The organism is Vibrio sp. 2304 (genome assembly GCF_033339475.1).
Taxonomy (GTDB): Bacteria; Pseudomonadota; Gammaproteobacteria; order Enterobacterales; family Vibrionaceae; genus Vibrio; species Vibrio alginolyticus.
This window is the reverse complement of record NZ_JAWOUQ010000015.1, coordinates 37593-54283: the sequence shown is the minus strand read 5'-3', so window position 1 is coordinate 54283 and position 16691 is coordinate 37593. Positions and strand designations below refer to the sequence as shown.

Sequence of the window (16691 nt, the reverse complement as noted above, 5' to 3'; positions counted from 1 at the left end):
AAGGCGACCGTTACGTCGCCTTTGTTTTATACCGTTTTCGCCTCTATCTTTTCATTCACTTTATCGCAAATGTATTCCCCAATCGGCATTGCCGATGTCGCTGCGGGAGAGGGGGCATTGCAAACGTGTAGGCTTCTTGCGCTTTCGGCAAACAAGAAGTCATGAACCAAGGTTCCGTCGGATAACACCGCTTGCGCACGAATACCCGCAGGATATGGTTTGAGATCGTCTACCTTGATGCTTGGGCAGTATTTATTGACCAGCTTGAGATAGCCTGGCTTCCACCACGAGTTCTTAAACTCATCCAATCCGGTTTTTAGATGCTTTTGTGTCACCTTCCAGAAACCGGAGAAGCTCAGCATTTGCATGGTATCTTGCAAGCTGAAGTTAACCTTGTCGTACCCTTCCCGCTTCCAGCCTTGCACCGCATTTGGACCTACGGTCACACTGCCATCAATCATGCGAGTCAGGTGGACGCCCAAGAATGGCAAATCAGGGTCGGGAATTGGATAAATAAGATGATTCACCACTTGGTCGTGTTTGCTATCTAAGCGGTAGTATTCACCACGATAAGGGATGATCTGAAAGTCAGTTGGAATACCCATCATCTTGGTCATGCGATCCGCCATCAAGCCGCTGCAAGTAACCAAGAACTTGGTATTAAGCTGCATCGTTTGACCGTCTGAAATGCAGGTCAGTTGGACTTTCTCGTCCTTCTCTTCGGCAGCCACCACTTTGGTTCTCAAGCTGATTTGACCCCCGAGCTTTTTGAACTCTTCCGCCATCTGCTCAGTGACCAAACGATAATCGACAATGCTAGTGGTTTTGACATAAATCGCGCCCAATCCCGTGATGTTTGGCTCAGCCAGCTTAAGTTGAACTTCATCGAGTAGCTTTACGTCGATGCCGTTGACATGGCAGCGCTCATAGAGGGCATTCATGCGTTCGACTTCTTGCTCATTGGTCGCAACCAGTAACTTGCCACAGTTCTCCACCGGAATATCGTGCTGAGCACAGAACGAAATGGTTCGCTCTACCCCACGCTTACAAAAATCGGCTTTTAAGCTGCCCGGTGCGTAGTACACCCCAGCATGAATCACGCCGCTATTGTGTCCGGTTTGGTGCTTGGCAAAACCGGACTCTTTCTCAACCAATAAAATGGATTTGTCTGGGTGACGTTGCTGCAGTTGCCATGCTGTCGACACACCAACGATACCGCCACCAACAATGATGTAGTCATAGACTGATTTCATACGACCTCTTATAAAACCGATAGTTGAGATTGTTGCAATTTGAACTTGCGACCACTGTAAATGAACACCGCGACAAATACCGCGCAGCTTGCCACACGAACCAACATTGGGATGTCGTGCCAAACCAGCAATGTACCCACCACTACCAACAAGAGACGCGTCAGAATGTTTAGAGGACCTTCCAAGTAGCCTTCAATCGCACCAATCAATGCATAGGTACCGATGATGGCAAAGAAGCCTACGGTAATCACTGACGTCACATCCCAACTGACTAAGCCTGTGTAGGCAATAAGTAACGGAACAAGATACAAACCTTTAGCGATTTTCCACGCCATCAGGCCGGTACGCATTGGCGGTGTTTTCGCGATGGTTGCTGCTGCAAAAGCGGTCAAACAGACTGGAGGCGTAACGTTACTGTCTTGCGATAACCAAAAGATGATGAGGTGAGCAGCCAGCAATGCCAAGCCTACCGCTTCCATACCCAAACTTTGCTCTAGTAGGGTTTCCATAAAGTCTGCAGGTACTAACGCCACCATTTCTTTCGCAGTTTCCAACGCCATTGGTGCATTAAGCAGTTCCAACTTTTCTGGCGCTGCCAACATAAAGATGGCTTTTGCTTGTTCAGGCAATTGACCCGATACCATCAATTCAAGCAATTGGTTTTCCGCAATCAACTTGTAAAGCGCAGGGGCAGACAGTGTACCCAATACAATATACGCCGCTGTCACGGGTAAACCCATACCCAAAACAAGAGAAGCGAGCGCAATCAGAACGATCATGATGAACAAGTCACCATTCGCCCAACCGTCGATCATCAATGAGAAGGTGTTGCCGATGCCTGTTGTACTGATCACGTTGATCACCAAACCAATACCCACCAGCAATACGGCGGTTGTCGCCATGTTTTTCGCACCTTGTGAAAGTGCTTCGATGATCGCTTTTGGTCCCATCTTATGATCTTTCGAGAACCAAGAAGCCACCACTACTGAAATGATCGACAAGCCCGCAGCGTAAGTCGGTGTAAAACCTTGAACCAACAAAGTAACCAATACCGCCAGCGGGATAAGGTTGTGCCAACCGCTGATCAACACTTTCAGTAGAGATTCATCGCTGGTCGTGATTTTTTGAACGCCGCTGCGTTTGGCTTCGATACGCACAAAGAACGCCACAGACAAGAAATAGATAAGAGCAGGAATGAAAGAAACGGCAATAATATCAACATAAGGAATTTGCGTGTAAGACGCCATTATGAAAGCACCCGCGCCCATCACTGGTGGCATCAACTGACCACCTGTCGATGCCGCTGCTTCAACGCCCGCCGCGAAGCGCGAAGGAAAACCTGCTTTTTGCATCAAAGGAATACTGATAACACCGGTTGAAACCGTATTTGCCACACTAGATCCAGATACTGAGCCCATCAATCCCGAGCCAATCACTGCGATAAAACCGGGACCACCGATGATTTTACCAGCCGCAGCACGTGCCACATTGATGATGTAATCACCAACACCAGAGCGAACAAGAAACGCACCAAACAGAATGAACATGAATACGAAAGTCCAACTGATGCGCGAGATAGAGCCAAACATGCCCTCAGAAGAATAGAAGCTGCGGTAGAGCAAGGTTTCCATGCTCAAACCCGGGAAGTGGAAAATACCTGTCGCCCATTTCCCCCAAAGCACAACGTAGCTTAAACACACCACAATCAGCACTGGAATGAACCAGCCCATGGTGCGTCGGATAAGCTCAATCACAATCAGGATTGCCATGATGGCGAAGACCCAATCGCTGGTCACGAACTTCACGCCACGTTCGTACAGCGCATCTTCGGCATAGGGAATGTAGAGCAAACACGCGACCGCGCCCATAGCAATTAACACATCGATGCCGAGTGCAAGCTTACTCTGCTTGAGAGAGATATGAGCCGGATACCAAAGCGCACAAATCACCGCAAAGCCAGCAAAGTGGGTCGCGGAAATCCATAACTCTGGTAACGTCGATAAGGTATTAAACCAAATGTGCAAAGCAGACAACACCACGCCAAACACTGTGATTGTGGTGGTTACCCACGGAAAATCAGTGCGCGTGGGCAGCTCAAACTTCTGCAATTCCTTTTCTATTGAGTCGCTCATCTCATACTCCAAGCTCTGGCGGCTTTTTCCATCTTAGAAATCGGTAGGGATAAAATGCCCCGAGCCGAAACTCGGGGCGAAGTTGGCGTTATTTCGCCATTAGGTCTGATGGGATTTCGATGCCCATTTCTTTGTAGTAACGCACCGCACCTGGGTGAAGAGGCACTGGCAAGCCAGCGATCGCTTTCTCAATCGCCATTGCTTTTGTTGCTTTGTGGATGCCTTGTAGGAAAGGCAGGTTCTCGTAGATCGCTTTGGTTAGCTGGTAAACGTCTTCTTCCGAGATATCTTCACGAACTGCCAAGAAGTTAGGCTGTGCAATGGTGGTGATCGGCTTATCTAGACCCGGGTACGTGTTCGCTGGGATCTCGTACTTCGTCCATAGGTTGTAATTGCCGTTCGCCTCTTTGATTTGTTCGTCAGTAAACGAAAGAATCGAAATGTCTTTACCCAACGCAGCAAAAGCTTGAGTGACCGCACCAACAGGTACACCCGCAGGCGTGTTCATGCCGTCAATGGTGCCGTTTTGAAGTGCGCTCGCACTGCCGCCGTAACCCATGTAAGCAAGATTGAATTTATCAGGGTCGACCTTCAGACCTTTCATGATTTGGCGACCAGAGTTCTCAGTACCTGAGTTCTTCTTACCGATAGAGAACTTCTTGCCATCTAGGTTGTTCAGATCAGTCACTGTGCCCGTTTTTGCTAGGTCAGAGCGAACAATAAAGTGCTCAACGTTTTGCCACAGCATAGAGACTGAACGCAGCTGCTCTTGGCGACCGCTCTTCTCATAAGGACCTTCGCCAGACCAAGCCCATGCACCGTAAAGACCTTGCAGAATCGCGAACTGTGCTTCGTTTTCGTTCAGCAGTTTGACGTTTTCACCAGAGCCCGCAGAGCTGATTGCAGAAAGGGAGAAGTGGTGCTTTGGTGCCAATTTCACTTTGCTTAACGTCGCCAACGCTACGCCCACAGGGTAGTAAGTACCACCTGTCGATGCCGTTGCAAGAATGTAGCTACGATCTTCTGCCGCAGCGTTAGCAGCAATACCAAAAGAAGTCACAGCGACAGCCAAAGCTTTTACCAGCTTATTCATTTTCATTATTACTCTCCGTGTAGTCGTTTCACGATTGGGGATTTACATCATGTTAAATCTTTATTAACAACACATTCCCTGAAGCAATTGAAATGCCAACTTTTAACCCTTTGTATTTATTGAACTAAGTGCTGAAAGACATCAAAAATGAGCAAAATTATGCTGATTTGATAGCAAAGTAATGAGCAAGATCTTGCTCATTGAAGAGAAGAAGGTTGCACGCCTAGATCGCAAAAGGTTAAAAAAATGTGATCAAGACAAAATAAATGCACGATTCACTAATAAGCAATATTTTGCCGATGCAATTTTGGATTGAACTGCAACTAATGAGCGTCTTAACAATAAGAAGAAAAAGCGCATCATTCTAAGCTGCTCACTTTATCAGCGGAGGTTTATAGCCTAAACGACTACAAATAGCACAAAAATACAGCAAAACAAGCCATGTTAAAGAAATGAAAAGTCATTTATTCTAATTTTGAATTTAAAAACCAGTTCGATCCACCAGTTAAGAAACAAACATTGACCGTATCAACTTATTTTCTACTTCGGGGTTGTGCCAATAGCCCTATGTTCGTTAGGGTAACAACACGCCAAGGCAAACGTATTCCTTGGTATTTTTTCGTCATTAAGGATCATCCATGTCAGCAACCGCGCAATTACAATTCGCTTTAAAACGCCCATCTGGCGTTGCTGCTGCGATCCTCCTGCTCTCTCTGGAACTGATTCAGAGCTGACAGGCTATATCTAAACTTTCTGTCAGCTTGAGAAGAAGCTGACGGGAACACCACATACTCCTCCCATTCCTTTCAGTTTCTTCCAAGCGAAACATAAGAGGAATAACAATGTTAAGCGCACGCAATATCGCCGCTTTGGGCTTCATGACTTTCGCCATGTACTTAGGCGCGGGTAACCTGATCTTCCCTCCATTTTTGGGTTACCAGGCAGGTGAAAACTTTCTGAGCGGGATGTCTGGCTTCCTCTTAACGGGCGTAGGCCTGCCTGCAATGGCACTGGTGATGGTGGCTATAGTAAACGGTTCAGACAAACTAACCGCCGCCCTACCTAAACCTTTGGCAACCAGTTTTTGGGTGATGGTATTTATTGTGATTGGTCCTGCGTTCGTGATCCCACGTGCGATTACCGTAGCTTACCAATTTAGCTTTGCACCAATGTTTGGTGATGCCGCTTTGGTGCCTTTCACTATTGCCTTCTGTGCTATCACCATTCTATTTGCCCTATATCCGGGTAAGTTGGTCGACAACCTAGGCAAGATCTTAACGCCTGCATTGATGGCGATCTTAATCATCATGTCTGTGACGGCTTTGGTTTCTCCTGCAGGCGAGCTAACTGCCGCAACGGGACCATACGTATCTGGCGCATTTGCTGAAGGCTTGACCCAAGGCTACATGACCATGGATGCGCTAGGTTCTATCGGTTTTGGTTGGATCATCTTCCGTGCGATTCGCAGCATGGGTGTAGATTGCCCGAAAGCGACCGCAAAATACACGCTAATTGCAGCTTTGATGTACGCGGTTGCCATGGCATTTGTTTACATCTCATTGGCTTACATTGGTTCGACAAGCTCATACTTGGGTTCTGAGTTCAGCAATGGTGGCGACATTTTAACGGCGTTCACCTTCAGCCACTTCGGCGCATTTGGCTCACTATTACTAGGTGCCGTGATGGTATTAGCGTGTTTGACTACTGCTATCGGCGTAACCACTGCAGGCAGTGAGTTCTACGACAACACTTTCAGCAAAGTGAACTACAAAGGCTGCGTTATCACGACCATGGTATTGGCTGGTTTGATCGCCAACGTAGGTCTAGAGCAACTATTGGCGATCACATTGCCAGCGGTTGTGGCGCTTCACCCAGTCGCGATTGCGTTGATGATCATGGCACCAGTGCGCAACAAGATGTCGCAAATCATGGTGGTCGCGACCGCATTCACTGCTCTAGCGTTTGGTTGTGTTGATGCGCTGCACATCCTAGGCTACATGCCAAGTTCCACTGATGAGTGGATGGGTAATTACATGCCTCTGTACAATGACTTTGCTAGCTGGATTGTGCCTAGCGTATTTATGATGATTGTTGGTCTGCTGTTTACGACGAAAGCCAACCAAACCGAACAATTCAAGCTGGTGAATGAATAGCCGTTTAACATAAGACATCGCTCAATAAGTGAGTTACTATGTAGCTCGCTTATTGATATCAGGCAAAGGAGTTGCCTGAATGAAAGATTGATATGGGTCGCCTATGGATAATCAGTATCTAGACATCAGAACACTGAACTTTATCGTTATTCTGTTCTCTTGCATTTACTCTATTAGTCTGCTTTGTTATCAATACACTCAGGGTAGAGTCAAAGGCCTAAAAACCTTCTCGATATCACTACTGTTTATTGGTTTAGGTCCTTTTTTACTTGGCTTTAGAGGCTCTGCGCCAGACTGGCTGACCATCGTCATAGCCAACACTCTCATATTAGTCGGCTTCTTGCTTACGCTATATAGCGTAAGCATTTTTCGTCAATACCCTTTAAAATTGGCTCACTGTCTCACCTTGTTAACACCTGTTTTTAGTGGTTCATTTTACTATTTCACCTTCCATGACCCTTCTATCAAAAGCCGTATTATTTATCTGAGCATGTATATTTGTATCGTCACCTTCTTTAGTGGTGTCGCTATGCTTAAAGGTACCCAAAAGGACTTAAAGCTCCCTGTTAAAGCAATGGCTTACTCTTTCTTTGGATTTAGTTTTTTTATGGGATTTAGGGCGCTTTGGAGTACTTTTTCAGGTGAGTTACCAAGCTTTATGGTCGCAGGCCTTATCCATCAGCTGACTTTCTTATTTAGCATCTGCCTGATCGTTGCTTTGAGCTTTAGTATGCTGTGGTTAATTAACGGACGCTTGGTGCAATCCATTAATGATCTCTCTCATTTAGATGCACTCACAGGGCTATATAATCGTCGAGCCATGGAAGAAATCGTTCCAAACTTGGTTAATAAAGCACATAAAAAAAGCCAAGCAATCAGCATTATTATGACTGATGTAGACAAGTTCAAAGCGATTAATGATCACTATGGTCACACGGTTGGCGACTCCGTCATGGCAACGATCTCCACTATTTTTAAAAAGCATCTTCCTGAGTCAGCCTGCATTGTGCGATTTGGTGGTGACGAGTTCATGATTGTTTTGCTCGAAAAAGCACAGCAAGCCAAAATTTTCGCAGAGCAAATTCGCCTTGCGGTCGAAACTGAAACCGCTTTGCAATCATTTAAAACTGAAGTGACCATGAGCTTTGGTATCAGTCAGTTATCTGAGGGGCAATCACTTCAAGAGGCGCTTGCTGAAGCAGACGAAGCGCTATATAGCTCTAAACATACTGGAAGGAACCTCGTTACCTTGTTTGGAGAAGGGAAAGACCTAAATTATAAGTTTGTCCCAGCTCCAGCCAAAAGCGCATAACGTGTTTGTTATGCCAGTAATTTCGAATTAGCTAGAAATCGCACTAAGTATAGTCGGAGCGATTCAAACCAAACTTCTGCATCTTTTGGTTAAGGGTTCGACGTGGTAAATCCAACTCCTGCATCACCTCATTGATGCGTCCATGATGCCTGACTAAAGAATCATGTAGCACCTTACGTTCAAAGTTATGTAGCTGAATCGCCAACGGCACGCCCGCATGCGTCTCTTCAGTTGTTGAGGATGGTCGACTGGAGAGAATTTCCATCACGGAGACGGTTTCATCCAATGCAAAACGCATCGCGACATTCCTTAGCTCACGCACGTTACCGGGCCAAGCGTAAGCAAGAATGGCTTTTCTATCAGCTTCACTCAGTGGACGACTCTCAGGGTTACTTTTCAGAGCAAAGTGTTCGAACAAGATCAACGCGTCTTCTTCTCGCTCACGTAGCGGTGGCAAATAGATCTGCGCCACATTAAGACGATAGTACAAATCCTGACGAAACTCGTCATGATCATTGAGATCTTCTTTCGCGGCGGCGATCACTCTCAAATCAACCGAGATCTGCTGATTACCCCCAACACGCTCAACCGTATGTTCCTGCAATGAACGCAACACTTTCACCTGCATAGACAGCGGCATACTCTCGATTTCATCAAAGAATAAAGTGCCTTTATCCGCGTATTCCAACTTACCAATGCGCTTTTTACCCGCTCCGGTAAATGCCCCTGCTTCATGCCCAAACAGCTCACTTTCAAACAGGTTCTCAGGAATAGCGCCACAGTTGATTGGCACAAAATGATAGGATCTGCGTTGGCTTTCATTATGCAAACTGGTCGCCACCAGCTCTTTACCACAACCTGTTTCGCCGTAAATGATCACGTTAGTATCAATGCGTGCTAACTTGGCTACTTGTTCTCTAAGCTGTTGCATCACTCGGCTTCGGCCAATCAGCATTTCTTCTAAGCCGCTAACGCTAGATAGATACTCTTGGCGATCTTGAGTAGACGTTTGTGCGCGATAACTCTCGACCGCATCGGTCACTCGCTGGGATAGGCGCTCAGGTTGGAAAGGTTTCTCGATAAAATCAAACGCACCGTTTTGCAACGCCCCAACTGCCATATCGACATCACCATGTCCGGTGATCAAGATAACCGGCGTTGGAATGTGATTGGCAATCAGGCTTTCTAGTATCGACAAGCCGTCGGTGTCCGGCAGGCGAACATCACTGACAATCGCATCAAATTCTTGGCTAAGAATGGCGGCTTTGCCCTCCTCCCCCAAACTAAACGCGGTCACGTCGAACCCCGCGAGTTGCAGCCACTGACTGGTAGCCTGACGAACAATGTCATCGTCTTCGATAAGTGCAATTTTAGGGATGTCGTCAAAAGCCATGAGTTACTGCCTGCTTTATGGGGTGGGAAAGAAATCGATCTTTATTAACGGTAGCAAAAACCACTGAGGAGAAAAGGAGCTAGATCTCACTTCTTGCTTACAAGTCTTTAACATCCAACCAGTTAGGCGCACTCTTTAATGACTGTTGGTGAGAACGCACTAGCTGAATGGAGTCGGTATGCAGCGCAAAAGGAATGGCAAAACATGGCTTGTGGTCGCAATTGCGGCAGTGCTGATGTTGTCTTGCTATAGCGCCAGCAGAGAGGTTGCCCGTCAGTGGTTGAGTGTACAAACTCAAACCGAAGCTCAACAAAAACTACTCGACTATATTGGTGAAGTTCGCCGTGCACTCAAACGCTTCTACCACTTACCTTACCTCGTCACCAATAACCCAGAAACCATCGCGTTTGTGAAAGGAAACCGGACTTATTACGAGCCATTGCAAACCCAACTGACTCAGCTAGATAAAGCCGCCAATACGGAAGGTTGGCTAATCCTGTCTAACTCTGGCGAAGTATTGGTATCGAGTTTGATCGAAGAGCGCTTTAGCCTGTCTGACCGAAAAGCCATTGTGGAACAAATTCACAATCAAGGCGGCGGTGTTTCCTTGGTGAACAAAACCAAAGGTTCGAGCCCGTTGTATTATCTTGCAGCCCCTATCTACGACGGTCTGGATATCGCAGGCATTGTAGTGGTGCAAATCAACCTCAGCTTATTGACCGAACAGACTATTACTAGCCAAGACATCATTACGTTGCAAAATCGCCAGCAACGCTTTTTCCTATCAAGCAGCTCGCTCTATAACGCTGACTGGTTTAACGAACCGAGCAACACCGTTCAGTTAGAAACGCAGCGCTTATACGACAACACCAATATCAGTGTGTGGACGCTCAATCAGCAACGCTATTTTGCGCACACCGTAAAATTGGATGATTTGAATTGGTACGTAAGCTACCTCACCCCTTCTAAGCCGATTCAGCAAACCATCAACGTAATTGGTTGGAGCGTAGCAGCGCTACTCTTATTGGTTATATTACTCGTCATCATTGGTCTACAACGTCGCCAAAAGCACATCAATCAACAGCGAATTCAAGCCCTGTTGGAAGAGTCTCAACGCCGCTTGAAACAGATGATCAATAAAACCCACGTTGGTTTGCTATTGATTGATGAACAAGGACAACTGTTCGATCTCAACCCAATGGCGAAGCGTTTGTTCTGTTTACCAGAAAGCGTCAATCGACACGCTTTTGCTTGGGAGTTATTCGATGCAGGCAATCCTAATTCCACCACACTTAAGTTGCTCAAGGACTTACCTAAACATAAAGAGCTCGCAGAGCTCAGTACGGTCGAAACCATTGCCAGACGCAGTGACGGAAGCGTCTTCCCTGTCCTGTTCTCGCTAACCAGTTTCCCTTGGCATTGCGAGCAGTATTTCCTTGCAACGATCATCGACATCAGTAAGCGGAAAAAAGCCGAGCAATCGCTGCAACAGGTCAACCAAGAACTGGCGCAACGGGTAGAAGAGCGTACTCAAGCGCTAAAAGAAGCGCAAAACCAATTAATTGAATCGAGCAAAATGGCCGCCTTGGGTCGCATGTCGAGCGCGATTACTCATGAGCTCAATCAGCCACTGACAGGCTTGCGTACCCTGCTCACCACGAACGAACTGCTGGCGGAACGCGGCGAAACCGAGATGATGAAAGCCAACAATGTTTTGGTACAGAAGCTGATTGATCGCATGGCAAGCATGACCAGCCAGTTAAAGACGTTCGCCTACAACAAACCAGAAAGCCTACAAGCAATTTCTCTTACTTCCGCACTCGAAGAAACCCTACGCGTTTATCAAACCCAACTAGACAAAGTGGATGTGCGTGTTCGAGTTCCTCATGACTTACCTAACATCTTGGGTGAAGAACAACGACTGCTTCAGGTACTCGGTAATCTTGTCTCGAATGCGCTAGACGCAATGAACCATACCACCAACCCGCAGCTCAGCTTGATCGTCAATCCAACCGACAATCAGGTCGAACTGATCGTCAGTGATAATGGCTGCGGCGTGTCGAATGAGATGCTTGAATCCATGTTCGAGCCATTCCAAACCTCAAAGAAAATTGGGGAAGGATTGGGGCTAGGTTTAGCGATTACGGCCAACAATATGCGTGATATGCAAGGGAAAGTCAGCGCACAGCTCAACACTACTGAAGGAATGTCCTTCATCTTAGTATTTAAACTCGCTCCTCACCGAAGCTGACCCAACTTCTCCCATCTCTCAATCCTTTTCTCTCAATAAGAGAGCAATATAAATCCTGTTCAACTTTATAAAGCGAGTTGCCTAACCTACGCTTAACTTGATGAATCGCCACATACCATTCATCAGAACAATTTTTGGTGGTTGACACCAGTTTTAGCTCCCACCGTCTAATTTAATGATAAGTAATTATTTAAAAGTAAGAATGGATGCGTTATGAGAAAAATAACTTTAGCTGCAACAGGAGCGCTTTTTATATTATCACCTCACGCTTTTTCTGCACCTTACGCTGCCGACGCTCGAAGTCATGGTATGGGAAATACAGGCGTCGTTTCTGCTGACTATTTGACCGCGCCCCTACATAACCCAGCCTTGGGTGCCCTATATCGAGAAAATGATGATATCGGTCTGCTCATTCCGGCTGTCGGGGTCAATATCCACGACGAGGATGAAGCGTTGTCAGCCGTAGATGACGCCCAAGACCTTTATGATAGTATTCAGGGCATTCCTACTCCAGCGAACGAGGCCGAGCTTAATCGCCTCCTCGATCAGTTGGATAAGAGCGTCCCAGTTGTCATTAACGGAGGGCTAAGCCTCGCAATTGCTATTCCGACGCGCTACATGTCTGTAAACCTGTTTAGCACTGGTTATGTGGAGATACTTGCTGCACCCGATATCTCAGATTCAACAAACACCGCAGATCGATACCTCAATTCTGCCGTTAACCTAACTGCTTTCGGTAATGTGGAATATGGTATTGCTCTATCTCGTGCTTACACTATAGGCGAACAACAATTCGCATTTGGTATTACACCAAAATACCAACAACTTAAAACCTACACACAACGTACAACACTAGACGACTTTGATATCGAGGATTACGACAAAAGTGAAGTATCAAAGAATACTTTCAATATGGATCTTGGGGTCGCTTGGTATCACAACGCATTTAGAGCAGGCCTTTCATTAAAAGACGTCTTCGAGCAAGATATTGAAACAAAACTGGGCAACTATACCTACGAACTCACACCACAAGCGACAGTTGGCATCGGTTATGTCGGGAACTATGTAGCTCTGAGCTTAGACGCCGATCTCACCAAACAAAAGCGCTTTAAAGAGCTCGACGATGACACTCAGTTTATTCGTGTCGGTATCGAGGGGAATGCTTGGGGGTGGGCACAACTTCGCGCTGGTTATGAAATTGACCTAGAAAATAATCTCGATGACTCAGTGACAGGTGGCATTGGCATCAGTCCTTTTGATGTGATCAGTTTAGACCTCGCTGGCTCTTACGCTGGCGATAACCAGTTTGGCGCGGCGGCGAATTTAGCATTTACGTTTTGAATATGAATGCCAATCTAAATTCACTTAGGTTGGCATTGTTAACAACCATCCTATATATCAATGTTTATCATTACTGACGTTTGGTGATGAACTGATAAAAATACGATCTCGATACAAGTATCGAGGTGTCTCCTACACTATTCTCAAGCAATAAATCCACAAACATTTCCTAAATATAAAGAGTGAGAAACATGATTAAGTTTCCTGAACATTTTCTTTGGGGTGGTGCCATTGCTGCAAACCAAGTAGAAGGGGCGTACAACCTTGGGGGTAAAGGGTTATCGACATCAGACATGCTGCCAAACGGTATTTTGAGTCCGCATCAAACCCGTGAAGAGCGTACACCGGGTATCAAAGACGTGGCGATCGACTTCTACAATCGCTACCCAGAAGACATCGCGCTGTTCAAAGAGATGGGCTTTAACTGTCTGCGTCTCTCTTTGGCATGGAGCCGCATCTTCCCGAACGGGGACGAACTAGAACCTAACGAAGAAGGTTTGGCGTTCTACGATAAAATTTTTGACGAACTTGCCGAGCACAACATCCAACCTTTCGTGACCTTATCTCACTACGAAATGCCTTACGCACTGGTTGAAAACTATGGCGGTTGGGGCGATCGTCGCGTCATCGAATTCTTCGAACGTTATGCTCGCACAGTGCTGGAACGCTACAAAGACAAAGTGAAGCTGTGGTTAACCTTCAACGAAATCAATATGTCTCTACACGCACCATTTACTGGTGTTGGTTTGCAAGAAGGCGCCAGTGAACAAGAGATTTACCAAGCGATTCACCACCAGCTAGTCGCAAACGCAAAAGCGGTAAAACTGTGTCAGCAAATCGTACCTAACGGCAAAATTGGTAACATGCTGCTTGGCGCAATCAACTACCCATACACCTGTAACCCTGATGACGTGCTTGCTGCAATGCATGAAAACAACAAGTGGTTGTTCTTCGGTGATGTACAAACACGTGGTCAGTACCCTGGCTACATGAAGCGTTACTTCCGTGAAAACGGCATCGAAATTCAGATGGAAGCAGGCGACTTAGAAGAAATTGCATCGGCAAGTGTCGATTTCATCTCATTCAGCTACTACGCAAGTGGCTGTGCAAGTGCGGATCCGAAACAGAAGGAAGTGGGTAACATTGTCGATAGCGTACCAAACCCATACCTTGAAAAGAGCCAGTGGGGTTGGTTGATCGATCCAAAAGGCCTGCGCATTCTGCTGAACTTCCTTCACGATCGCTACCAAAAACCACTGTTTGTCGTAGAAAACGGCTTAGGTGCACGTGATGAAATCGATGAAAACGGTGAGATTCAAGATGATTACCGCATCGCTTACTTGAACGACCACCTTGTGCAAGCACACGAAGCGATTCTGGATGGCGTTGAGTTGATGGGCTTTACCAGCTGGGGGCCAATCGATTTGGTCGCGAATTCAACCGCTGAGATGAGCAAACGTTACGGCTTTATCTATGTCGATCGTCATGATGATGGGCAAGGAACGCTAGAACGTAAACGTAAGAAAAGCTTTTTCTGGTATCAAGACGTGATTCGTACTTCAGGCGGTTCATTGAAAAGCTAAGCCTGTTGTCTAGGTATAAAGTGCAACTAGGCATTCGCCTAAACCATCAAGCCCTGCAATTGCAGGGCTTGAATTTTAAGGTGTTTATTCATTTAGAGATTAAACTGCAATCTCTCCACCGTCTTCACGGCGAATAACCACTGTCGCCGCTCGTGGGCGCACAGAAACACCAGCAGGCGTTTCTTCGGCTGCATCTTCACTGTATGGCCAGTTACCTGGGTGCTGAATATTCACAAACAATGATTTGTAATCAGGGCTGATGGTAAAGCCTGTTACTTCACAACCATTTGGTCCGACAAAGAAGCGTTTCAATTCAGCTTGATTATCCGCACCAATCACAGCTTGATCACCATTCTCATCTGTTAGCTTAGATGGAACAACAGCCAACATTTGATCATTGGTGTAAGACGTGACTTCATCTGCGCCGTTATCAGTCTGAATCCACAAAATACCACGGCCATCAAACGCTAATCCGTCTGGGCTCGCAAACTGGTTTAGCTCATTCAAGCCAGAACGGTTGGTATCTGCATCACCATTTGCTGGCGAACCAAACACAAAGATATCCCAAGTAAAGTCAGTTGCTGAAGCTCCTTCATCCCAACGAATAACATGACCAAACTTATTATTCAAACGTGGATTCGCAGGATTGGTTTCATCTGTACGGCGCGTATTGTTCGTCAATGTTAAATATACTGAACCCGTGAATGGATCAACCGTACACCACTCTGGTCGATCCATTGGTGTTGCCCCAACTAAATCCGCCGCGCCAGCAGTATTGATGATAATTTCAGCCAGTGAGTTAAAGTGATCCGCTAACGTACCACCAGCGGTTGTTACGCTATCAAGCGTTAATGGTAACCAAGTACCTGTGCTGTCTTCATTGAAGCGCGCCACATACAGTGTGCCTTCGTCCATGTACTTGTCACCCATCGCCAAGCGGTTATCAGGGTTAGCATCTGCTGGATCCCACGCTGCCGCAGATTCAAATTTGTATAGGTATTCAAAGCGAGAATCGTGACCAGAATAAAATACCACTGGTTTGCCTTCTTCAAGCTTACCGAAAGTACAGCCCTCGTGACGGAAACGACCTAGCGCAGTACGTTTCTTCGCACGTGAGTTTTGCGTGTAAGGGTCAATCTCGACAATGTAACCGTGACCATTGGCTTCATTACGGTAATCATCCATCGCACTTGCTCCTGTTGGAGCCACATTAAAGCGAGAGAACTCATCAAGACGCTCTTCTGCATTTCCTGCTAATGTCTCCCACAAGTAGCGTGTGCTTTGGTCATCAACACCAATGCGATCTTGCTCTTCTGTACGAGTCCCGGCGTTAACAAAGTAACCAGGCCAGTTCTCTTCACACGTTAAGTACGTGCCCCACGGCGTGTAGCCGTTGCCACAGTTGTTTAACGTACCACGCGCTTGGCTGCCATCTGGTGAGAAACGAGTGACAGTTAAAGATGTGTAGGCCACCGGGCCAGACAAATCCATGACTGTCGCACCAGTATAACGACGGTTTAGTGGGTCGGTATCAACCAACTTCCACATGTTGTCTTCCAGTTGAATGCGAACCACTGACACACCGTGCGCGTTAATCTCTTTACGCACTTCATCTACAATGGTACGTACGCCATTTTCAACCGTCGGACCATTTGGATGCAGTGCTGATGTGTCGATGTACTCGTGGTTAATACATAGCAAGCCATCTGTAGTACTATCGTTCAATGGGAAAAAATGCATGCCGTCATGGTGCATGCCTAGCGCATTTAACTGATCGGTACTGGTGTTGGTACCATCATTTTGCCATGCGCTGCCTTGCGCATTAAGTGGTGTTCCCCAAGGTACTAGTACTTGTGCGGTGTAGCCTTGTGGAATTGAAACTGCGTCAGTGAGTGAGCCAGGGATAGATTCAAAGTTAAGAACGGCTTTAGATGCGCCCGAACCACTGCTTACTGTACTCCCTGAGTCAGACGAGTTACAACCAGCCAATCCGAAAGCACCAAACGCTGTCATCGCACTGATACCTAAACCACCTTTCAGAATGCTGCGTCGAGATAGGCTCGCTTCTAATACTTCTTCAAATGGTTTGTTTTCACTTTGGTTATAACGCGTCGCGTCAAAGGTTTCCTTGCTCATTTTTACTTTCCCGATCTTATAGTTTAATTAATAAATAAGTGATT

10 protein-coding genes are annotated in these 16691 nt (G+C 46.5%); 5 read left to right on the top strand and 5 right to left on the bottom strand.

The genetic code is table 11. The features are described from left to right. Positions 1–26 precede the first annotated feature (26 nt). From lhgO to R7P64_RS21250, 3 genes are all read right to left on the bottom strand, one after another. The gene (gene lhgO / locus R7P64_RS21260; protein ID WP_262658180.1) at positions 27–1253 is read right to left on the bottom strand and encodes an L-2-hydroxyglutarate oxidase; all 1227 of its coding nucleotides are present in this window, start codon (positions 1251–1253) and stop codon (positions 27–29) included. A gap of 8 nt (positions 1254–1261) precedes the next feature. Next, on the bottom strand, positions 1262–3385 hold the full coding sequence (locus tag R7P64_RS21255; protein ID WP_005374183.1) for a TRAP transporter permease: 2124 nt from the start codon (positions 3383–3385) through the stop codon (positions 1262–1264). Positions 3386–3473: 88 nt separating this feature from the next. Next, on the bottom strand, positions 3474–4484 hold the full coding sequence (locus tag R7P64_RS21250) for a TAXI family TRAP transporter solute-binding subunit (protein ID WP_017635521.1): 1011 nt from the start codon (positions 4482–4484) through the stop codon (positions 3474–3476). Positions 4485–5320: 836 nt separating this feature from the next. On the opposite strand from R7P64_RS21250, the gene brnQ reads away from it, so the two are divergent. Together brnQ and R7P64_RS21240 are read left to right on the top strand one after the other, a co-directional pair. Next, positions 5321–6631, top strand: a complete 1311-nt coding sequence (gene brnQ / locus R7P64_RS21245; RefSeq protein WP_258473594.1) for a branched-chain amino acid transport system II carrier protein — start codon at positions 5321–5323, stop codon at positions 6629–6631. Positions 6632–6734: 103 nt separating this feature from the next. Beyond that, entirely contained in the window at positions 6735–7943 is a 1209-nt protein-coding gene (locus tag R7P64_RS21240; protein WP_054576191.1) for a GGDEF domain-containing protein, read from the top strand. Between the two features lie 43 nt (positions 7944–7986). Here the strand turns inward: R7P64_RS21240 and R7P64_RS21235 are convergent, their stop codons facing one another. Then, positions 7987–9336, bottom strand: a complete 1350-nt coding sequence (locus tag R7P64_RS21235) for a sigma-54-dependent transcriptional regulator (RefSeq protein WP_005384179.1) — start codon at positions 9334–9336, stop codon at positions 7987–7989. Between the two features lie 178 nt (positions 9337–9514). On the opposite strand from R7P64_RS21235, the gene R7P64_RS21230 reads away from it, so the two are divergent. The 3 genes from R7P64_RS21230 to R7P64_RS21220 all read left to right on the top strand — a co-directional run bounded on the left by R7P64_RS21230 (position 9515) and on the right by R7P64_RS21220 (position 14511). Then, the gene (locus R7P64_RS21230) at positions 9515–11587 is read left to right on the top strand and encodes a sensor histidine kinase (protein WP_318118820.1); all 2073 of its coding nucleotides are present in this window, start codon (positions 9515–9517) and stop codon (positions 11585–11587) included. A gap of 213 nt (positions 11588–11800) precedes the next feature. Then, positions 11801–12928 (top strand): conjugal transfer protein TraF, encoded by a 1128-nt coding sequence (locus tag R7P64_RS21225; RefSeq protein ID WP_005384181.1) that lies wholly within the window; start codon positions 11801–11803, stop codon positions 12926–12928. A 191-nt stretch (positions 12929–13119) separates the two neighbouring features. Next, positions 13120–14511 (top strand): glycoside hydrolase family 1 protein, encoded by a 1392-nt coding sequence (locus R7P64_RS21220; RefSeq protein ID WP_005384182.1) that lies wholly within the window; start codon positions 13120–13122, stop codon positions 14509–14511. A 99-nt stretch (positions 14512–14610) separates the two neighbouring features. On the opposite strand, the gene R7P64_RS21215 is transcribed toward R7P64_RS21220, so the two are convergent. Then, positions 14611–16647, bottom strand: a complete 2037-nt coding sequence (locus tag R7P64_RS21215; RefSeq protein ID WP_213962992.1) for a PhoX family protein — start codon at positions 16645–16647, stop codon at positions 14611–14613. Between the last annotated feature and the right edge of the window lie 44 nt (positions 16648–16691).